At 32.6% G+C, this 21,423-nt stretch carries 14 protein-coding genes; 9 read left to right on the top strand and 5 right to left on the bottom strand.

From position 1 onward, the window contains the following. The first annotated feature begins 28 nt into the window (after nucleotides 1-28). Together DK441_RS26200 and DK441_RS26195 are read left to right on the top strand one after the other, a co-directional pair. On the top strand, nucleotides 29-2,470 hold the full coding sequence (locus tag DK441_RS26200; RefSeq protein WP_109853485.1) for a YfhO family protein: 2,442 nt from the start codon (nucleotides 29-31) through the stop codon (nucleotides 2,468-2,470). An 8-nt stretch (nucleotides 2,471-2,478) separates the two neighbouring features. Then, on the top strand, nucleotides 2,479-3,771 hold the full coding sequence (locus DK441_RS26195; RefSeq protein WP_370444339.1) for a glycosyltransferase family 4 protein: 1,293 nt from the start codon (nucleotides 2,479-2,481) through the stop codon (nucleotides 3,769-3,771). A 48-nt stretch (nucleotides 3,772-3,819) separates the two neighbouring features. Here the strand turns inward: DK441_RS26195 and DK441_RS26190 are convergent, their stop codons facing one another. After that, nucleotides 3,820-4,434, bottom strand: coding sequence for a response regulator transcription factor (locus DK441_RS26190; RefSeq protein WP_109853483.1), 615 nt, complete (start codon nucleotides 4,432-4,434; stop codon nucleotides 3,820-3,822). 28 nt (nucleotides 4,435-4,462) lie between these two features. Further along, on the bottom strand, nucleotides 4,463-7,363 hold the full coding sequence (locus DK441_RS26185) for a two-component regulator propeller domain-containing protein (RefSeq protein ID WP_109853482.1): 2,901 nt from the start codon (nucleotides 7,361-7,363) through the stop codon (nucleotides 4,463-4,465). Nucleotides 7,364-7,868: 505 nt separating this feature from the next. On the opposite strand from DK441_RS26185, the gene DK441_RS26180 reads away from it, so the two are divergent. From DK441_RS26180 to DK441_RS26155, 6 genes are all read left to right on the top strand, one after another. Beyond that, entirely contained in the window at nucleotides 7,869-9,407 is a 1,539-nt protein-coding gene (locus DK441_RS26180) for a BspA family leucine-rich repeat surface protein (RefSeq protein ID WP_109853481.1), read from the top strand. A 253-nt stretch (nucleotides 9,408-9,660) separates the two neighbouring features. Next, on the top strand, nucleotides 9,661-10,536 hold the full coding sequence (locus DK441_RS26175; protein ID WP_109853480.1) for an ion transporter: 876 nt from the start codon (nucleotides 9,661-9,663) through the stop codon (nucleotides 10,534-10,536). Between the two features lie 39 nt (nucleotides 10,537-10,575). Then, nucleotides 10,576-11,046 carry a sporulation protein gene (locus DK441_RS26170; RefSeq protein ID WP_109853479.1) on the top strand — a complete coding sequence of 157 codons (471 nt, stop codon included), beginning with the start codon at nucleotides 10,576-10,578 and terminating at the stop codon, nucleotides 11,044-11,046. 96 nt (nucleotides 11,047-11,142) lie between these two features. Next, the gene (locus DK441_RS26165; protein ID WP_109853478.1) at nucleotides 11,143-12,855 is read left to right on the top strand and encodes a cadherin repeat domain-containing protein; all 1,713 of its coding nucleotides are present in this window, start codon (nucleotides 11,143-11,145) and stop codon (nucleotides 12,853-12,855) included. A 314-nt stretch (nucleotides 12,856-13,169) separates the two neighbouring features. Further along, nucleotides 13,170-14,981, top strand: coding sequence for a BspA family leucine-rich repeat surface protein (locus tag DK441_RS26160; protein ID WP_109853477.1), 1,812 nt, complete (start codon nucleotides 13,170-13,172; stop codon nucleotides 14,979-14,981). A gap of 167 nt (nucleotides 14,982-15,148) precedes the next feature. Next, the gene (locus DK441_RS26155) at nucleotides 15,149-16,606 is read left to right on the top strand and encodes a polysaccharide biosynthesis C-terminal domain-containing protein (RefSeq protein ID WP_109853476.1); all 1,458 of its coding nucleotides are present in this window, start codon (nucleotides 15,149-15,151) and stop codon (nucleotides 16,604-16,606) included. Between the two features lie 64 nt (nucleotides 16,607-16,670). Here the strand turns inward: DK441_RS26155 and DK441_RS26150 are convergent, their stop codons facing one another. After that, complete coding sequence (locus tag DK441_RS26150; protein WP_109853475.1) at nucleotides 16,671-18,002, bottom strand: hypothetical protein; 1,332 nt, start codon at nucleotides 18,000-18,002, stop codon at nucleotides 16,671-16,673. A 240-nt stretch (nucleotides 18,003-18,242) separates the two neighbouring features. On the opposite strand from DK441_RS26150, the gene DK441_RS26145 reads away from it, so the two are divergent. Continuing rightward, entirely contained in the window at nucleotides 18,243-19,223 is a 981-nt protein-coding gene (locus DK441_RS26145) for a hypothetical protein (RefSeq protein WP_109853474.1), read from the top strand. 106 nt (nucleotides 19,224-19,329) lie between these two features. Here the strand turns inward: DK441_RS26145 and DK441_RS26140 are convergent, their stop codons facing one another. Beyond that, nucleotides 19,330-20,358, bottom strand: coding sequence for an amidohydrolase family protein (locus DK441_RS26140; RefSeq protein WP_235015841.1), 1,029 nt, complete (start codon nucleotides 20,356-20,358; stop codon nucleotides 19,330-19,332). 359 nt (nucleotides 20,359-20,717) lie between these two features. Beyond that, on the bottom strand, nucleotides 20,718-21,365 hold the full coding sequence (locus tag DK441_RS26135; protein WP_109853472.1) for a hypothetical protein: 648 nt from the start codon (nucleotides 21,363-21,365) through the stop codon (nucleotides 20,718-20,720). Nucleotides 21,366-21,423: the final 58 nt, after the last annotated feature.

Genomic DNA, 21,423 nt, shown 5'->3' with positions numbered 1-21,423 from the left:
GCTCTTTATTAGTAAACTCACACACATCATGTCTTTAATTAAAAGATTTTTACCTCATATTCTTGTCGTTTTAGGTTTTGTAATAGTTTCATTAGCTTATTTTAACCCAGTATTAAGTGGGAAAATGCTCTATCAGAATGATATAAAGCATTATGAGAGTATGGCTAAACAACAAAACGATTATCGCACTAATACCGGTAAAGAAACGTATTGGAATAATTCTGCTTATGGAGGAATGCCTACTTATCAGTTGGGAGCAAAATTTCCGCATGATTACATGGATAAATTGGATCGTTTGATTCGTTTTTTACCTAGACCAGCAGATTATCTTTTTCTTTACTTGCTTAGCTTTTATATTTTGATGCTTGTAATGCGCATCCCATGGAAAATTGCTATTTTGGGAGCATTAGCCTTTGGATTTTCGGCATATTTAATTATCATAATAGGAGTGGGGCATAATTCTAAAGCACATGCTATTGCTTACTTTCCGTTAGTTCTTTCGGGAATTATAATGGTTTTTCAGAAAAGATATGTTTGGGGTTTTTTATTGACAGCACTGGCCATGGGCTTAGAAATACAAGCCAATCATTATCAGATGACATATTATCTGGGGTTACTTACTCTAGTCATGGGAGTAGCTTATTTTATCGACGCTATACGAAAAAAAGAAATTCCACATTTTTTTAAATCTGTAGGAACATTGGTACTAGCCGTGTTATTAGGATTGGCGACAAATGCAACAACTTTATTATCTACATCAGAATATGTTGATACCAGTATTAGAGGTAAAAATTTATTGGCAGAAACCACAGCGACTTCTTCAGAAAAGAATGGATTGGATTATGAATATATTACAGAATACAGTTATGGTAAATTAGAGTCACTAAACCTTTTTGTTCCTAAATTAATGGGATTGGGTAGAGCATCTGATTTGGGTACAGATTCTGCTTTTTATCAAAAATTGATTGAATTAGGACAGCCAAGAGAGCAAGCTAATTATTATGCTAAAGTTACAGGACTATATTGGGGAGAACAACCTTTTGTAGAAGCTCCTCCATATTTAGGAATAACAGTAGTGTTTTTAGCCCTTTTAGGGTTGTTATTGGTTAAAGGAAGGCTTCGCTGGTGGCTACTGGCAGGAATGATATTATCTCTCGCTTTAAGTTGGGGTAAGAATTTAGAATTTCTAACAAGATTTTTTATTGATTATGTACCTTTTTATAATAAGTTCAGAGCAGTATCAAGTATTCAGGTCATTTTAGAGTTATTAATACCTATTACCGCTGTTTTTGGATTACATCGTTTCTTTAATGACAAAATATCTATTGAAGAAAGGCAAAAGAAATTTTTAATTTCATTAGGAGTTTTTGGAGGATTGTGTCTGCTTTTTTGGCTGTTTGGAGGAAGTTTATTTAGTTTCAAATCATCTTCAGAAGTTCGATTAGGGATTGAACAACCTGCTATTTTTGATGCTATCAAAGAAGATCGAATTGCAATCATGAAAAGCGATAGTTTGCGTTCACTTCTGTTTATAATTCTAATGGGAGGTGTGCTTTGGCTTAGTTTAAAGAAAAAGTTTTCAGAAAATATTACCCTTATCGCACTAGGAGCACTAATTGTAATAGATTTGGTTACCGTAGATAGACGTAGTGTTGATAATGAGGGTTTTATCTCTAAGCGTGAATACAGAAATTATTTTCAACCAACAGCGGTGGATAAAGAAATTCTAAAAGACGAATCTTATTTTAGAGTATTAGATCAGGCTAGAGGTTTTAATAATTCACACACGAATTACTTCTTTAATTCTATTAATGGGTATACTGCAGTACGTCCCAGAAAAATGGAAGATATGTATTTCGGCCATATTGCCAAAGGTAATCTGGAAGTAATTAATATGCTTAATGTAAAATATGTAATTCAACAAAATAAAGAAGGACAGCTAGACGTTCAGCAAAACCCTTCAATTAATGGAGCAGCCTGGTTTGTAGAAGAACTAAAATTTGTAGACAATTATAAAAAGGAATTTGAATCATTAAATACTATAGATACCAAAAAGACGGCGGTTATTAGAAAAGATTATCAAGGCGAATTAGGAGATTTTAAACCTAATAAAGATAGTATTTCTACAGTATCAATTTCTAAAACTCAACCTAATCATCTGGCATATAATGTCTATGCTGCTAATCCAGGTTTTATTGTCTTTTCTGAAACATACTATAAAGATGGTTGGAACGCATATATTGATGGCGAAACTACACCTATATACCCGGTAGATTATATGTTAAGAGGCCTAAAAGTACCAGCAGGAAAGCATTCGATAGAATTTAAATTCGAACCTCAGGTTGTAAAAACAGGAAGTACCATTACGCTTACGAGCTCTATTCTTTTGGTTTTACTGGTGCTTGGCGGATTGTATTTTCAATATAAGAAAACAGGGAGTTTGCTATCTTTAACAAAAGAAGATAAGTAAGGTATATTGTGAAGATCCTGATCATTACATATTATTGGCCACCTGCGGGAGGTCCTGGAGTACAGCGGTGGCTTAAGTTTGTTAAGTACTTTAGATATTTTGGTATAGAACCAATAGTATATGTGCCCGAAAATCCTACATACCCTCTAGAAGATACTTCTTTATTATCTGAAATCCCTGAAGGAATAGAAGTGCTAAAACAACCTATTTTTGAACCATATCGTTTTGCACAGGTTTTTTCTAAAAATGAGACCAAAACGATAAGTAAAGGTATTATTGCTGGTGCAGCAAAGCAGTCTTTTATACAGCGACTGCTATTGTATATACGGGGTAATTTTTTTATTCCAGATGCCCGCAAATTCTGGGTAAAACCTTCGGTAAGATATTTAGAAAAGTATCTTTCAGAAAATAAAATTAATACCATAATTACTACAGGTCCGCCTCATAGTATCCACTTGATAGGAAAGGGGTTGAAACAACATACAGGCGCAAAGTGGATTGCTGATTTTAGGGATCCCTGGACTACCATTGGATATCATGATAAGCTGAAACTTACAAAGCGATCTATGCAAAAGCATACATCTATGGAGAAGGCAGTATTAAACACTGCCGATCATATTGTTGTTACCAGTTTTATAACAAAAAAAGAGTTTAAAGAGATTACAGATACTCCAATTTCTGTAATCACTAATGGCTATGACAAAGAATCGATCCCCGAAACAGTTTTGGATACTACGTTTACTATTTCACACATAGGATCCTTATTGTCTGGTAGAAATCCAAAGAATCTTTGGAAGGCCTTGTATGATTTAATCGAAGAAAATAAAGCATTTTCTGAAGCATTTCGATTACAATTGGTAGGAGCCGTTAGTGATGATGTATTGTCTTCAATTCGGGAAGCTGGATTATCAGATTTTTTAGAACTGAAAGGTTATGTCCCGCACATAGATGCTATCCAAATTCAAAGAAGTTCACAAGTTTTACTATTGATTGAAATCGATAGTAAAGATACCCGATGCATTATACCCGGTAAATTGTTTGAATATATGGTTTCTACAAGACCTATTATTGCCATTGGCCCTAAAGGGGCAGATGTTTCAAGATTAATTTCGGAAACAAATTCGGGTACTTTTTTTGAGTATCAAGAGTATGAAAAGATAAAAGCACAGATACTTGAATACTTTGTTCAGTTTCAAAAAGGAACATTAGCATCTCACGTTATTGGAGTGGGAAAATACAGTAGAAGGGAGTTGACCAAAGTAATGGCAAATACGATAAAGGGAATAGTGGATAGCGAATAGATTTGATCTTCACTTTAATCACTATAAGAATTGATAGTTTTGTATTAACTAATTGTTATACTTCTTTATAATTTCCTCTTTACTATTTACTTGTAGTTTTTCATAAATATTGCGGGTATGAGTTTTTATGGTATTAATAGAAACATTAAGCTCTTTACCAATAGAGGCATAGCTTTTTCCTTTGGCAAGTAATTGTAAAACACTATTTTCTCTATCAGACAAATCTTTCTCTTTGGGTGAAACAAAAGATTCTACCACTTTTCTGGCTATTAAAGCACTCATCGGTGCTCCTCCGCGATATGCTTCATTTAAAGCATTAATTAATTCATCGGGTTCAGTATTTTTAGTTAAATATCCTATAGCTCCTGCACATAAAGCATCAAAAATATATTTTGTGTCATTATGTACCGTAATAATTATTGAGAGAAGATCTGATTTGATTTTTTTCATTTTTTTTAGCCCTTCAATCCCGTTTATCCCAGGGAGTTGTATATCAATAAGAGCTATATCAGGATTATCGTTTTTTAGATTTAAAATAGCTTCTTCACAATTACTATAAGCGCCAATTGTGCAAAAGTTTTTGGCCTCATTGATAATCTCTTTATAAGAATCTAATAAAACTTTATTGTCTTCAATAATTAGTATTTTTATTTTTGAATTCATTATTGATTTTTAGGGTATTAGAACAAAACTATAGATTTAACTTACCTGTAAAGGATATTTTGAGTCCATTTTCATTTTTAATGTCTAATACCGAATTAATTTTTTTAGCTCTTTCAGTCATATTGACTAATCCGTTTTTTCGTTTCAGGGATTCAATAATACACCCAATTCCATTATCATGCAATGATATTATTAATCTATCATCCTGAATATTTAGATGAAGCACAACTTCTGTAGCTTTGCTATGTTTTATACAATTGGTCATCGCTTCTTTAAAGATAAAAATAAGCTGTTTGCTCCAATAGTAAGGTAGCGAAATCTGCCTGGGTATATCTAGATTTTCTACATAAAAAGTGATGTCCGAATTAGAAAATAAATCTTCTCCAAAGTCTTTTAGATAACAAAAAACATGATCTAACTCATTGCTATTTTGATCTAAGGACCAGATAAAATCTCTCATTCCAGAGTATAAAGAATTAGAATCTCTATTGATTTTTTTTATCTGTTTAAATTCTTTGGTATTCTCTTTCATTTTTTTACTCATTAGATTAGAGAGTACCGATATACTAGCAATTTTATTTCCTAATTCATCATGAAAATCCTGAGCAATATTTTTATGAACGTTAGTCAATTCTTTTTTCAAAAGTTCTCTTTCGTGCAATGTAGCTTTTAGGAAAGAATTCTTTGCTTTACTTTGTTCTAATTTCAAGCTGATAATAACGAGAAGTAAGGCCGAAGTTATAATTACAAGAAAAGTAACAAACCAGGGACGTTCGTACCATGGGTGATAAATGGTAAAAGATTGTGGCGAATTTATTTTCCAATCACTTAACCCGTCTTTATATTTAAATTGAATTTTATGAATTCCGTGACTTAAATATTGTACGAATAATGTATCTGCATTTAAATGCCTCCAAGAATCTTTATTTATTTTATACTGTATTTTTATACTATTGGGATTTAAATAATTTATAGGATTAACAATAAAATTTGCCTCTTTTTTTTTGATGATAATATCTGTGTTAGATTTCACTTTAAAAGGATAAAGATTATGTTTAATAAACATCCCCTTATTACCTGATATATATATGTGATCATCTAACTCCATAATTGAGGTTACAAAAGAAGATTTTTGCCCCGAATCCTTATCTAGAGTGTACATAATATCATTTTTATAGATATTTACTCCTCTTTGAGTTGCGATCCATAATATGTTGTGCTGATCAAAATAGATATCATTAATATGATTACTTAGGAGCCCTTTCTGCTCACTAAAATTCTTTCTTATCTTATTTTCTTCTACAATAAATAGACCTCTATTTGAAGCAATCCATATTTTATGATTATGAAATAATACTTTAGTTACTTTTTGTAAAGGGAACCCTGTTGTTTTATCCCAGGTTTCAATTAGCGTTCCTGTATAGGCATCGTAAATTCTTATACCCGGTTGATTATCCCGAATAATATAAAGTTTACCTTTATGTATATAGACCTCTTTTAATAAGTCTCTTTTAAAGCTGATACTGTATATTTTACCACCATCTTTATAGGCATTTAATTCACCTCCATGTTTAACATTTTTATTGGAAATAAGAATGCTACCATCTTCAGTTAATAGTTCAAATTGTTTATTAGCAACGACATTAACTGGTGTTTCTTGAATTTTATATTTTTTACCCTCATAACTTCCAAATATGTTAATGCTATGGTTGTTTTTATTTGCCTGAATTTTTTCACGATGTTCAGTAATACTAATAGAACTTAAAATTTGTTTATCCTTGATTTTGTATAATCGATTTGTAGATAAAACATATAAGGTGCTATCAAGTTTTCCAATATCTTTTAGATCATGGTTTATAAATGTATTACTACCTAAAAAAAAAGGCGGATCCTTAGGAAGCATATAGACTCCTTCTCCATATGTTGTAATCCAAAGATTACCGTTTTTATCTATCAAATTATCTGAAACCATACTTTTAATACCTATCTCTTTTGATAAATCAATAAGTTTTTCAGATTCTAAATCATATTTTAGGGTCACTCTACTTGCATCTGTTATACTTTTGCCTATGCAATATAATGTCGAGTCTTTCACTTGTATATCAATAATAGTTCTTTGCATATTGGTAGGAAGTACGATACTATCAATCATTCGATCATCTTTGTACTTATAAATAGTGTTTAATCCACCCAAAAAAAACATGCTGTCTGCTTTAGTAATGGTATAGATTTTTTTGTTTTTTACTTCATGAAAAATAGAAGTAACTTTCAAAGTTTTTATGTCTAGTGTATATACACCTTTAACATTATCAGTAATGCGATCTCCTTTGAAATTGGAGTGTATAAAAAGAGTGTCGTTTATAATACTTTCATTAGACAGCATTTGAGTGTTTGTAGAATCATTTCTCGAGAAAATTGTATCTAAGTGAAGTTGTTGTCTTTCCTTATTTTTATTTTTCAGATAGTAATTTTGATTTTGATTTTTATTAAGGTCATAAATCGAAAAATTATATCTATTTACGTTTGCGTATAACAAATTATTAGATAATAAATGTATATTATCAATCTTTGTCAATTTTTTTTGTCCAACAGAAATATGATAAATACTATCGTTTTTTAATTGATAGACTCCTGCTCCCCATGTTGCTATATAAAAGGATTGATTAGAGTAGTTTTCAATTATATCAATAACAAATGAAGAGTCTAATCCTTCTTTATAGTTATACGATTTAAAGTGATTTCCATCAAATTTTACTAAACCATTATCTGTACCAATCCATATAAACCCTTCTTGATCTTGAATGATTTGATACGTAATATCATGAGGTAAGCCATTATCTGTTGTAAAATGTTTGAAAAACTGAGATTGTGCATTAAGAATCACACCATTTAGGACAAGAGTATAGCATATTATAAAAAATCTCGACATAGATATGATTATGTTTTTACAAAATTAGTAATCTAAAATAGATAGTATTATTGATTGTCGATATATTTTATTAGCATTAAACACCTGATTAGTACAATAAACCTACACTTTAAAATTTACTATTTAATAGTTTAAATATAGATTTCAAAAGTGTCAAAATAAATTTATAAAAAAATCACCCTAAACGGGTGAAAATTAAAATTGAGTAATGAGATATTTTTGGCGTATAATTTAAATCCAAATATATCATGAAAAAAAACTACAATGTAAACTATTTCTTCGCAAATACTAATCAAGATTTTGATTGCCCAAATTGAAGTATTTGACATATTAACTTAATTAATTTAGAGAATACACCTATTCTTCTAGACCTATTTACTTGAGATTGTTCTTAAAATAAAGACATAGTGTTTTCTGCAGTTTGCCATGAAAAATTAACCTATTATTTGTACGCTCAAGATAAATAGTAGCATCTCAAAAAATTACACCAAAATAAAATTTAATTATGAAAATATATTTAACAAAAGGAATTATACTACTTATGGTATTGGTAACATTCTCATGTAGCAATGATGATGAACAACCGCAAACCCCTCCTGTAGTTAATAAAGCACCAGAGATCAATGCTCAAACCTTTACTACAGCAGAAGATATTGCAGATGATGCAGTTATTGGTAAAGTAGCAGCCACAGATCCAGAAAACAAAGCACTTACATTTACACTAACTAAAAATAGTGATGCTCTTTTTGAGTTAACCGATACAGGAGAATTAAGTTTGGTAGCTGGTAAAAAACTGGATTTTGAAACCACTACTTCGTATACACTTTCTGTAGAAGTATCTGATGGTACTCATAAGGCAAGTGCAGATATTACGGTAACTGTAGAGAATGTATCAGAACCTTTTATCACTACCTGGAAAACTACAACCGCTAATGAAGTTATTGCTATTGATCTTAACAAGGATATTACTTACGATTACACTATAGATTGGGGTGATGGTACTGTCGAAAAGAATCAGACTACCGCTCCAAGTCATACTTATGTAACGGCTGGGACATATACAGTTTCTATATCAGGAACATTTCCTATGTTTATAATATCAACTGATAGTAGGAAAACACTCGAAACCATCGAGCAATGGGGGGATAACCAATGGGAATCTCTTTATGGAACTTTTGCAGGAGCTGTAAATATGACATATAATGCTAAAGATGTACCAAATCTATCCAAAGTTACCAGTATTGCAGGTCTATTTGCTAATTGTGCTAAGTTTAATGCAGGTCTTAATGATTGGGATGTTAGTACTATTACGGATATGAGATCGGTGTTTGATAATGCTACTTCTTTTAATGGAGACCTTAGTCAATGGGATGTAAGTAAAGTTACAAATATGAAAGAAATGTTCGCTAATAGTATAAAGTTTAATGGAGACCTTAGTAACTGGGATGTAAGTAGTGTTACCGATATGGCGAGTATGTTTTATAAAGCATTGTCTTTTAGTGGAGATATAAGCCAATGGGATGTTAGTAAGATTACAGATATGACAGGTCTGTTTTATGGAGCGACCGCTTTTAATGGAGATCTTAGTAAATGGGATGTAAGCAATGTTATTAGGATGAGAAGCGTGTTTATTGGTGCTACTGCTTTTAATGGAGACATAAGCCAGTGGGATGTAAGTAATGTTACTGATATGGGAAGTATGTTTTCTGGAGCTACATCTTTTAATGGAGATCTTAGTAAATGGAATGTAAGTAAAGTTACAAATATGAGATCTATGTTTTGGAAGGCTACATCTTTTAGTGCAGATATAAGTGATTGGGATATTCAAAATGTTACAGTTATGGAAGGGATGCTTGATAACACTAATATTTCTACAGTTAATTATGATGCACTACTTACCAAGTGGGCAGCACTACCAAATGTACAGTCTAATGTAGGTTTGGGAGTAGAAGGATTAACGTATTGTACTGCCCAAGTAGCAAGAGAAAATTTAACAGGCAGTAAACGTTGGAGCATCATTGGGGACACTTCTTGCCCTAGATAGATATATGCAGTAGCATACAAAAGGAAGCTATCATAATTTTGGGGCTTCCTTTTTTACCAGGTTTTGAATATTCTATATTCAAATTGTCAATCAGTTCTCTTTAAGAACGATATCCATGTTATAAATATCAAATAACATATAACGGATATTCAACACATATAAAACAGCTATATGCAAATTGTTATGTGCACAATACTTGGTATAAGCTACTACACTATACTTAATTAATAGATTGTTATTAAACATAACTTTTATGGTAAATCTATGTAAGTCAATAAGTAAAAGTAAATGGTTTCAAAACCTGGTCACCATTGCAATTTTGGTTGCTGGTGTTCTGGTTGGGATTGCTACGTATCCCAGATTTTCTTCAGAGCATGAAATTGTATTAGAGGTATTAAATGAAATAATTTTAGGAGTTTTTATTATAGAAATCGTTGTAAAAGTTATTGCAGAAGGAAGAAAACCCTGGCTTTATTTTACAGATGGATGGAATGTTTTTGATTTTATCATTGTAGCAGCTGCATTTCTCCCTTTTGGAGGAAGTTCTATAGCCATATTACGTTTACTACGTTTATTAAGAGTTTTAAAACTTATAAAAGCATTACCAAAACTTCAAATGTTGGTAGGAGCACTATTAAAAAGTATCCCTTCTATGGGATATGTTTCTATTCTATTATTGTTGCTTTTTTATATCTACGCTGTAGCCGGTGTGTTCTTCTTTTCAGAAAATGACCCAATACATTTTCAGGATTTACAAAGATCAATGTTATCCCTATTTAGGATAGTAACCTTAGAAGATTGGACAGATATTATGTACATAAATATGTTTGGATGCGAGAATTATGGGTATGATGGTAATATGAACCTTTGTATAAATTCAAAAAGCGCTTTAGTACTCTCGGTTACTTACTTCGTGTCATTTGTGCTTATCGGGACCATGATTTTCTTAAACTTATTTATAGGGGTTATTATGAATGGTATGGACGATGCTAAAAATGAAATGCTACTCGAAAATCAATTACAATCTGGAGAAAAAGATACAAGTATCGAAGATGTAGAAAGCAAAATATATGAACTGCAAGAACTGCTGGTGCTCTATAAAATTCAACAAAAAGATGATGAAATTTAAAAGTAAATGGTATTCAATAATTAAATAAAACTAATAAAAATGGGATTTTTTGATAAAGTAAAGAATAAGCTAGGTATTGGAGGAGTAAAAGTAACTCTACAAATTCCGGGACATGTTGCTAAAGAAAGTGAACAAGTAGAGGGTAAGGTGGTGTTAACCACCAAAAGCGAACAAGAGATTATCGAAGTCGAAATCAAATTTGTAGAGGAGTTTACAAGAGGACGAGGAGATAATGCGAGTACAGAATCTTTTGATTTGGGTGTGGTTAAGTTTACTGAGACTTATACTATTAAACCAGGGGGAGTAAAAGAAATCCCTTTTGTTTTGCCGTTTAAGTTGTTAAAGTCTAAAGCAGATTCATTAGCAGAAAAAGGAGGAACTCTTGGCGCAATCGGAAAGATGAGCAAATTTGCTTCTAATGAAAAATCAAAATATATGGTAGAGGCTAATGTAGATGTAAAAGCAGCTATTCTTGATCCTTCTAATAAAAAGGATATTAAATTAACCTAGAAATGGTTGCATCAAAATATCAATTATTAAAAACAGAATTAGGGATACTCCTCTGGTTTTTTGATCAGAGCGTAATCCTGATAAATTAATATACAAATGAAGAAACAAAAACAAATTAAAGTAAGCGCATTGGCTTTATTTATAATGGCCATAATAGTAACAGGATGTAAAAGCGATGACGAAAATATTGCACCGATCACGGTGACAACTGCTGATTTTACTATAGCAATAGATGAAAACCCGACAGTAGGGCAAAGTATAGGAAAAGTAACTGGCAAAGCTAGCCAAGGAGAGGTGTCTTTTACTCTGACTAGTCAGGATCCTAAAAATGCGATGTCTATTGATGCTAAGACAGGAGAATTAAAAGTGAAAGAAGTGTCACTGTTTGATTTTGAAACCCGTACTTCAATTATTGGGGTGGTTACCGTAAAAAGTGGTACAATTTCAAAGGACGCTAAAATTACGATAGCAATTACAGATGTTGATGAAACTGATCCACCAGCAGTTATTGTAACCACAACCGATTTCAAAACAGAAATAAATGAGAACCCAGAAGAAGGACAGAGTATTGGTACAGTATCCGGGACGGCGAGCGAAGGAGACGTCACTTTCAGCATCACTTCTCAAGAGCCCGCAGACGCTTTAAGTATTAATAGTGCTACAGGAGAATTAAACGTAAAAAATCCATCTTTATTTGATTTTGAAACTCGTACTACTGTTACAGCAGTGGTAAAAGTAATGAGTGGAGAAGTATCAAAAAACGCTACTGTAAACATAACACTAAAAGATATAGCTGCAAGCTGGAAAATAGTAGGTAATGCAGGATTTTCGGTAGGAAGAACCTATGAACATAGCCTGGCTATTTCTAATGGAATACCTTATGTTGCATATGGCGATATTGGTAATCAATTTAAGGCTATGGTAATGAAGTATGAAAATGGTAGTTGGAAACATGTTGGATCAGAAGCTGGGGTTTCTGATGGAAAAGCAGGTTATCCAAGTTTAAAATTCTATAATGGAATCCCTTATATGGCTTATAGTGATCATAATAGTGAAAGAAAAACTAGCTTGGTAAAGTTTGAAGGAGGAGTATGGAAAAATGTTGGTGTTGCCGGTTTTTCTGCTGTTGGAGCATCTGATCAAAGTCTGGCTATTAATAATGGAGTGCCTTACGTAGCTTATAGTCAGAATGGGAATGATGGAAAAACTACAGTAATGAAGTTTGAAGCTGATAAATGGATAAATGTAGGTGAAGAAAGGTTTTCTGCAGGTTCTGCCAGTTATCAAAGTTTAGTGGTTGATAATAATATTCCTTATGTAGCATATACCGATCAGAATAATGACAATAAAACTACTGTAATGCATTTTAAAGATGGGAAGTGGAGTAATGTTGGTAATACCCCTGGAGTATCAGCAGGGCGAGCAGAATACCAAAGTATGGTAATTGATAATGGAATACTATATATTGCGTATAAAGATTATGCGAATGGCGGAAAAACAACAGTGATGAAATATGAAAATAATGCTTGGAGTACAATAGGAAATCCTGGTTTTTCTACACGTTCTGCAAGATATCAAAGTTTAGTGGTTCATAATAATGTCCCTTATGTGGCATATATAGATGGAGGTACTGAGGTTACTGTTGTAAAATTTGAAGAAAATAAATGGCAAAAAATAGGAACTGCTGCTGGATATACTGTATCAGAAGCAAGATCTGTAAGTTTGGTAGTCGATAATAACGTACCATACGTTGCATATTCGGATTCTGTAAATGAAAATAAAACTACTGTGATAAAATTTGATGAATAGTTATTTTTTTGAGTCATTTTATACTTCAAAAAAATGTTTTTCTGGAAAGGTTGCCATTATTTGGCAACCTTTATTTAAATAGTGTTTTACTATAGTATCAGTTTTTATAATATTAATAAGTACGTATAATCAAATATCAAATAAACCGTAGCGAATATCCAACAGTGTATAGCGAATACAAAACAACTTCTTTTTGTAATAAACGTCTTTCTAGGTTTGCATAAAAATATCAAGTATTAGAAACAAAATTACGTAAGCTCCTCAGGTTTTCTTCTTTTGAAACCTGAGCATGCGCCTCAAAAAAAAATGTACAAATGAAGAAACGAAAACAAATTAAAGTAAGTGTATTGGCTATGCTAATGATGGCCGTACTATCTATTGGATGTAGTAAAGATGATGACGCGCAACCGCAACCTGTGGTTAATAAAGCACCAGTGATTAACGCTCAAACATTTACTGTTGCCGAAAATATTGCTGATGATGTAGTTATTGGTACTGTAACAGCAACAGATCCAGAACAAGCTTCGATTACTTTCGAACTTACCCAAAATAGTAATGATCTTTTTGAGTTAACCGATGTAGGAGAATTAAGTCTCGTAGCGGGTAAAAAACTTGACTTTGAAGCAAATGCTACCTATACAATTACTGTAGAAGTATCAGATGGTACACATAAAGCGAGTGCAGCGATTACTATTTCTTTAGAAAATGTAGCAGAGGCTTTTATTACAACCTGGAAAACTACAGCGGCTAATGAAGAAATTATTTTTCAACTTAATGATGAGCTAACCTATAATTTTACTATCGATTGGGGTGATGGAACCATAGAAACTAATGTAACAACTACTCCGAAGCATACCTATGTAGAATCAGGAGTGTATACTGTGTCTGTTTCTGGAGTATTACCAGCAGTTCAATTTAAAGATAAACCTGGTGAAGTTGAAGGAGATGGTGCTGTTTCAAATGCTGCAAAATTACAAACAATAGAGCAATGGGGAGATAATGTTTGGGAGTCTTTTGCCGAAGCTTTTATCTTTTGTGAAAACATGACTTATAATGCCAAGGATATACCAAACTTATCAAAGGTAACAGAATTGCATTCTATGTTCTATGGTTGTGCTAAGTTTAATGGGGATATTAATAATTGGGATGTGAGTACCATAACTACTATGAGAAGAATGTTCTCTAACACCAGCTCTTTTAACAAAGATCTCGATCAATGGGATGTTAGTAATGTAACTAATATGACAGGGATGTTTTCTAATGCTACTTTGTTTAATGGAAATATAAGTACATGGAATGTAGGTAAGGTAGAAAAAATGGGTTCTATGTTTTTTAAAGCTACTTCTTTTAATGGAGATATAAGTACCTGGAATGTAGGTAAGGTAACGAATATGAGTAGTATGTTTAGCGATGCTACAGTTTTTAATGGAGATATAAGCAAATGGAACGTTACTAGTGTAGTCAGTATGGGATCTATGTTTAGTGAAGCTACTTCTTTTAATCAAGATCTTGGTAACTGGGATGTAAGTAATGTGACAAACATGAGGTTTATGTTTTCTATAGCTAAAGCTTTTAACAAAAACCTTGATAAATGGAATGTAAGCAAGGTAACCGATATGGCGGATATGTTTAATGGAGCTATTGCTTTTAATGGGAATATCGATACTTGGAATGTTAGTAATGTAATTAGTACCAAAGGGATGTTTACTCATGCTCAATCTTTTACAGGAGATCTTAGTAACTGGGATGTAAGCAAGGTTAGTAATATGGATTCTATGTTTTCTTATGCTACATCTTTTAATGCAGATCTTAGTTCATGGAATGTGAGTAAGGTGGTGGGTATGTCATTTATGTTTAAAAATGCTACGTCTTTTAATCAAGATCTTAGTACATGGGATGTGAGCAAAGTAGTGAATATGTTTGGAATGTTAGACGATTCTATGCTTTCTAATCATAATTATGATACGCTATTAATCGAATGGTCCAAATTACCAAACCTACAATCTGATGTAACTTTAGGAGCAAAAGGTCTGGAGTATTGCAATGGTAATGTAGAAAGAAATACTTTAATAGTTGCAAAAAACTGGACTATTACAGGAGATATAGCTAAGATTTGCCCTAGATAAAATATGAATATAACGTCATTAAAAGAGGTTGTTAGAAATAACAACCTCTTTTTGTGTTATAAATTGATAAAAATGTTTTTCTTCAGTTTATAAAAAAATATCATGTTACCACTAATCTCGTATTTTGTACTTTTAGGCTTTAAAATTAAAACGATCAAAAAATAATAATGGGAGTAGTTGTTAATCAAACCATACGAAATATTATTATTACTTGTATGGGGTTTGGTATTGGAGCCATAAATACATTGTTCTTATTTACCAATTTTATGGACGAAGAACATTATGGATTGGTCTCTTACCTGATTACGGCTTCAAATCTAATATGGCCTCTAATGGCATTTGGTGTACATAATACCCTGGTGAAATTTTTTTCATCGTACTCTGATCGAGAACAACAAGATAGGTTTCTAACCATGATGTTGATCTTACCATTATTGATAGCTCTAATTCTTGGAGTAATAGGTTCGTTTTTCTATACTACAATTCTGGGCTTATTTAGTGATAAGAATACAATAGTGCAACCTTATGTCTGGACTATTTTTATTCTGGCTTTTGCAGTGTCTTATTTTGAAGTGTTTTTTGCATGGTCTAAAGTAAAGCTGAAGAGTGTGTTCGGAAACATCATGAAAGAGTTGTTTTTAAGGCTATGTACAAGTGTTCTTTTGTTTTTGGTATATTTTGAAGTTCTTACAATTCAGCAATTCGTATACGCACTCATGAGTGCATATGTATTACGTACTGGGATTATGCAAGCATATGCATTGAAGCTTCACCGTTTTAAGCCACAATTCTCATTACCCGATAATTATATTTCTGTATTTAAATATTCTGGATTGATATTGATTGCAGGTTCTGTGGCTACTTTGTTAATTGATTTAGATAAGACAATGATAGAACGTTATCTTCTTATAGAAAATGTGGCTAAATATGGTATATGTGCTTATATCGCTAGTGTGATTATTATTCCTTCTAGAGCCATGCATCAGATTACATACCCTTTAACCGCTAAGTTAATTAACGAAAAAGCAAAAGGTCAATTGCGAGATTTGTATAAAAAAAGCTCTCTTAACCTTTTAGTAACCAGTGGATTACTTTTTGTGCTAATTATTTGTAATGTACATCAGCTTTTTGAAATTATTCCTGATGAGTATGAACTGTTTATCTGGGTTGTAATTTTGATAGGGAGTGCTAAGCTATTCGATAACCTTTTAGGAAATAATAATGCAATTCTATATAGTTCAGATTATTACAGAATGGTACTATACATAGGAGTAGGGATGGCAATTCTTACTGTGATACTCAATATGCTTTGGATTCCTGCTTTTGGAGTTACCGGTGCAGCTATTGCTACGTGTATTGCTGTATTTTGTTATAATTTTGCTAAGTTATGGATTGTCTATGCTAAATTTGGGATGCATCCATTTTCGAAAAAAACAGCTTTGGCATTAGTGCTCGTTATAGCTTTTGTTTTTGGTTTTTATTTTTGGGAATTACCGTTTCATCCGATTCTTAATATCGCTCTTAAGAGTATTATGATTGGTCTTGGATATACTATTGTTTTTTATTTCCTGAAAGTATCTGTAGATATTAACAATTTAATACAGAAAATCCCTCGAGATGCTTAAAGCATACTACTCTGAGGGATTTTCCAACTAACCAACCAAAAAATTTAATGTTTTATATGTCTTCTTAGCTTCTACTTCTGCTGCTACGAGAACGAGAATTGTTTGATCTCGATGCTCTGCTAGAAGTATTGCTTCTTTGTCTATTTGTTGTTGTTCTGGATCTATTTGTTCTCTTACTACTATATTGACTGTTATTAGAACGTTTTGTTACATTACCAGAGTAATTTCTACCAGAACTTCTTTGTTTTCGAACCTGATTTGTCTTTGCTACGGTACTACGAGATCTACTGCTTCTGTCGTACTTAGGTCTGTTAGTTACAGCATTTCTGGTTCTTTGTTGAGTTGACTGAACTCTTTGTCTAGATGGCGTACTTCTATTATTTGATTGTACTCGCTGTCTGGTCTGTGTATTTCTACTCGTTGTACGCGTTCTTGTATTTGGTGTTACAGAACGTGTTCTGTTTATGTTTCCAACCTTATTGTTATTTGATCTACTTCTGGTAGTAGTTCTGGTTCCATAATTATTAGATCTACTTCTAGCACTATTTCTTGTACTATAATTGTTTGATCTGCTACGAGTCACATTACTTTTATTATAATTAGATCTGCTGCGAACTACTCTACTACTATAGTTACGATCATTTCTTTTGTACATTGCTGTTCTATGATCTCTTGTTCTATAATTGGTGCTTCTGGCACGAGAACCTCTATATCCTCTATTATAACTCGATACTCTACTATTAGGCCTGTAATAATTACGACTTCTATAGGGTCTGCTATAATATCCATTATAATAATTAGTTCTGTATACGGTATATGAACATCTATACGGAGTATAATATCTTCTGTATGGTCTTTGATATACAATACATCTACTTACTACCGGTACTGTAAAATAAGCGTGAAACGGTCTGTATTCGTAATACCTGTTATAACGGTTAATATAACCTGTACAGTTTAAGAAATTTCCGTAGCTATTATAATGAACATATAATCCACCAACTCTAGAAATACGACCATAATTGTTATAATTAATGTAAATATCTCCTGCTTGTACAATTCTACCATAATAGTCATAAAAGATAGGTACATCTTCTACTTGCACTACAGCTCCATAATCATCATATTGTACATAAGCGTCATAGTCATACCCAGAATTAAAACTTATATTTACTCCCGGCGCATTAACTCCAATACTTACACCGCTTCTTTGCCCATTGATATAAAAATCAAATTGACCATCTGCATATACCGAAAAATCGATTCCTCCTTCAGAGAAAATAAATGATTTCCCATAATTGGAATATCTGGCAGATGATTCTGTATTCGTTTCTGAAGCGCTAGCAGTAAATGATGCTAACAATAAGCCTGTAAAAAGTAAAACAAAATTTTTCATAATCTGTGGTTTTAAAATGAGAACAGAAATTAATTTTTCATTCTCAGTTTTATAGTATCAAGCAGTGTGCCAAAAAGTTAAATGTCTGAAAAATAGTGCTTTGTGTTTTTTGGAATATTTAAAGTTGTTATCGAAATTGTACACTATCTAGAAAAAAGATTATAAAAATATATTCATAATAGGGGTAACAATAATCTTTATGTATTGATATGAAGATGTAAAACTTTAAAAATTAAGATGATGAATACGTTAAAGAATATATTCGGAATGGTAATGGTATTATTAACTGCTTTTTTGATAAGCAGTTGTTCAAAAAATGATGATGAACTGATACCACAGCAAGAAATTCTTGGTTATCAAGATATCCTGGGATTTTATGAGGCAAATGGTGTGCAAAAACAAGATTTTACAGTTGATGCAACGATTGGAGGTACTATTACCGGAGAAGATGGGACTAAAGTGATTTTTCCTCCAAATTCATTAGTTGATAGTGATGGAAATTTAATTAATGGTACAGTAGATGTTTCTATTAGAGAGATATTTACGGCCAGTCAAATGATTTTGTCAAATAAACCTACTAATGCAGTTAATTTTTCTGATGAAAATACCTTTCTTCTTTCTGAAGGAGAGACCGAGGTTGTGGTTACTCAAAACGGAAATTCTCTGGATATGGCACCAGGTACATTTTATCAGGTTCAGGTTCCATCTACGGGAGGTGCTGATGATGATATGCTTCCTTTTACTGGTACTGCAACAAATGATGGTGCCATTGTTTGGAATGCTACACGAGATGTAGGAATTGGTAATGGTACAAGTGGTATTATGTATAATGCAGCTCCATCCTCTTATATCTATGATGTATTTGATACCGGATGGTCAAATTGCGATAAGTTTTATGCATATCCGGGGGCAAAAACTACAAATTATATTAATTTAACGAATAGCCCTAACGCTGCAGAAACTGCTGTGTATTTAGTCTTTAAAGAAAATAACTTGCCTGCTGTTGTTAAAATCTTTAATGCCGGGACTCCAATCATACAAAGCTATACAGATTCTTTACCGGTTGGGCTGGCAGTTACTTATGTGGTAATTACTATAGAGAATAATCAACAGTATTTGGCGATTAAAAATGTAGTTATTTCTGAAGAAGAAGAGCTTTCATTTACCTTTGAGCCTAAAACAACACAAGAAATTTTGGATGTCCTGGCATTATTAGATTAGTAGTATAATTGGTTTATGGTTTAGATTGATATACCAAATATTGTATATACGATATTTGGTATATCAATTGTTTCATAATATGGAAATCTAACAAGTCGCTTATTTTCTATTTTGGAAATAGGCTCTTATCGATATTTGGAATTATCTTTAGAGCATTCTTATAATATAGCTTTTTTAATACTTCGTCATCAAGATCTAATCCATACATTTTCCAGAAAGCATGATATCTTTTGTAGTAAGGAAAATACTCATCGTCTGATTCTAAAACCCTAAAGTAGGTATAATACTCTTCGGGGTTCCAAGAGTCTTTTCCAAACATTACTCTATCCTGGTATTTGGTAAGGAAAGCTTTTGCGTTACGAGGCTGCCTACCTAATTCTGCTATAACTGCTCCAATTTCGCTATACATATTAGGTATTTCATCCATAAGTTTTGCAAGTTTTGCCAGGTTGTTTCCGTACCAACCTAAATGTGCATTGATAAATTTGGTGTTTTTATGTTTTTTAAAAATATTGTGTTGTTCTTGTATAATGGTTTCCCAGGAACCGGTTACTTTGGAATCTCTTTTTCTTCTTGATCGTAGTTTAAGTTCTAGCCAACGCTCATTCTTATTATCATGTGCATCCCAAAATGATTTTGGATCTGCAGAATGTATCAAAACCGGGATACCTAGCTCACCACATTTTTCCCATACAGGCCCTATTCTAGGATCATCGATCTTAATGCGATTACCTTTACTATCCTTATTATCCATCCCTTGACTTTTATAGATTTTTAATCCGTTGGCTCCCATGGCTACATCTTTTTCTATTTGAGCAACTGTTTTTTCTGTCCAACCAGGTTCATCAATTCCTTTAAGATCAATATTTGTAAATACGATAAATCTATTTGGGAAATTAGTTTTAACATTTTCTAGTGATTTGATAAGATGTTCATCAGACCCTCGACCTCTTCCTGATAGATTTACCATAACCCCCATGTTTAGTTTATCCATTTCGGTAACAACATCCTGCAGGTTTTGGGTTGGCATTCTAAATTGATGGTTATGAACATCGATAAAAGGGAATTTTGCTTTTTTAATTTCTGTCTCGGGAACGACTAGAGTAGAGGGCGGGTCGTAGTCTTCGAATTGCATTTTTTGAGCATGTATTGATGCACTAACGATTATAAAAAATAATAGAAAAGTTTTGCAGAAATTCATATTTTTTTGATTTGATATTTATTGAAATGACTACTGGTATAAGGTATAAATATATAATATTCATACTGTCTTGAAAAAAGGTTAACAACACTTTAAATTTAAGTCAGAAATGAGATTTGTCAATTGTATGTGGTTTTGCGTTAGGGATAGTAGTGTAAATCCCGCAGCGGGTAATAGCGCGCGAGGAATTGCAATGGATAGCCCGCCCGAACGCCCTAAATAAAAAACCCCGCTACCAAATACTCCTGGCAACGGGGTTTAAACAACTAACCAATCTTTATACGTTCTATTTTCTAATCATCGTCGTCATTACTATATCTTTTTTTTCTTTTTCTATTTTTATAATAATGGTCATCATCATCGTCATTGTGTTTATAATGTTTATTTTTCCAATTTCGGTTATAGTATGGGGAATGCGTGATCGAACATCCGTCTATTCCACAATACCCACAACCATCATGATGAACATTACCTTCTACATACTTTATTCGTCCATATTTTTTATAGTAGATATGAAGTCCTCCTATTTGATATACTAATCCTCTTCTGTTATATCGCATAGATACCGAGCCTATTCTACGTACTCTATTGTATCGGTCATATGTAATATAATTACGTCCTACCTTTTTTAGTCTACCATAATAATCATACCTAATGAAGTTATTATAGTGTCTTCGATGTGCATACGAACCGGGTGTATTATATACATTACGGTTCCAGTTTCTATGATGGTATCTACCTCTTCTTTTAATGATTCTGTAATCGATGTCTCCTTCTGGATAGACAAAAAATTGTACTCCGCCCTCTACAAATACAATGGGTTGTGCATGGTGATAGCGTTTTGTAACCCTATCCTGGTGATCCGAGTGTTTTTGGTCGGTCGCTTGTGCAGTTGTTCCTACTAGTAATAATACTGCAATAAAAAGTATCATTTTTTTCATAACTTACATGTTTTGGGTTTATGCCTACTCATTAGCTTTTCGGCTTCCGCTATTTGAT

The sequence above is a fragment of the Aquimarina sp. AU58 genome, assembly GCF_900312745.1.
In the GTDB taxonomy this organism is placed as follows: domain Bacteria; phylum Bacteroidota; class Bacteroidia; order Flavobacteriales; family Flavobacteriaceae; genus Aquimarina; species Aquimarina spinulae.
Note: the sequence above shows the minus strand (reverse complement) of the source record. Positions and strands in the feature narration are given on the sequence as shown.

What these genes read in the sequence shown, in the direction of transcription:
- DK441_RS26150 (WP_109853475.1), bottom strand. Translation starts at nt 18,002, where the DNA reads ATGAAAAATTTTGTTTTACTTTTTACAGGCTTATTGTTAGCATCATTT.
- DK441_RS26200 (WP_109853485.1), top strand. Translation starts at nt 29, where the DNA reads ATGTCTTTAATTAAAAGATTTTTACCTCATATTCTTGTCGTTTTAGGT.
- DK441_RS26170 (WP_109853479.1), top strand. Translation starts at nt 10,576, where the DNA reads ATGGGATTTTTTGATAAAGTAAAGAATAAGCTAGGTATTGGAGGAGTA.
- DK441_RS26145 (WP_109853474.1), top strand. Translation starts at nt 18,243, where the DNA reads ATGAATACGTTAAAGAATATATTCGGAATGGTAATGGTATTATTAACT.
- DK441_RS26165 (WP_109853478.1), top strand. Translation starts at nt 11,143, where the DNA reads ATGAAGAAACAAAAACAAATTAAAGTAAGCGCATTGGCTTTATTTATA.
- DK441_RS26135 (WP_109853472.1), bottom strand. Translation starts at nt 21,365, where the DNA reads ATGAAAAAAATGATACTTTTTATTGCAGTATTATTACTAGTAGGAACA.
- DK441_RS26160 (WP_109853477.1), top strand. Translation starts at nt 13,170, where the DNA reads ATGAAGAAACGAAAACAAATTAAAGTAAGTGTATTGGCTATGCTAATG.
- DK441_RS26175 (WP_109853480.1), top strand. Translation starts at nt 9,661, where the DNA reads ATGGTAAATCTATGTAAGTCAATAAGTAAAAGTAAATGGTTTCAAAAC.
- DK441_RS26190 (WP_109853483.1), bottom strand. Translation starts at nt 4,434, where the DNA reads ATGAATTCAAAAATAAAAATACTAATTATTGAAGACAATAAAGTTTTA.
- DK441_RS26140 (WP_235015841.1), bottom strand. Translation starts at nt 20,358, where the DNA reads ATGCAATTCGAAGACTACGACCCGCCCTCTACTCTAGTCGTTCCCGAG.
- DK441_RS26180 (WP_109853481.1), top strand. Translation starts at nt 7,869, where the DNA reads ATGAAAATATATTTAACAAAAGGAATTATACTACTTATGGTATTGGTA.
- DK441_RS26155 (WP_109853476.1), top strand. Translation starts at nt 15,149, where the DNA reads ATGGGAGTAGTTGTTAATCAAACCATACGAAATATTATTATTACTTGT.
- DK441_RS26185 (WP_109853482.1), bottom strand. Translation starts at nt 7,363, where the DNA reads ATGTCGAGATTTTTTATAATATGCTATACTCTTGTCCTAAATGGTGTG.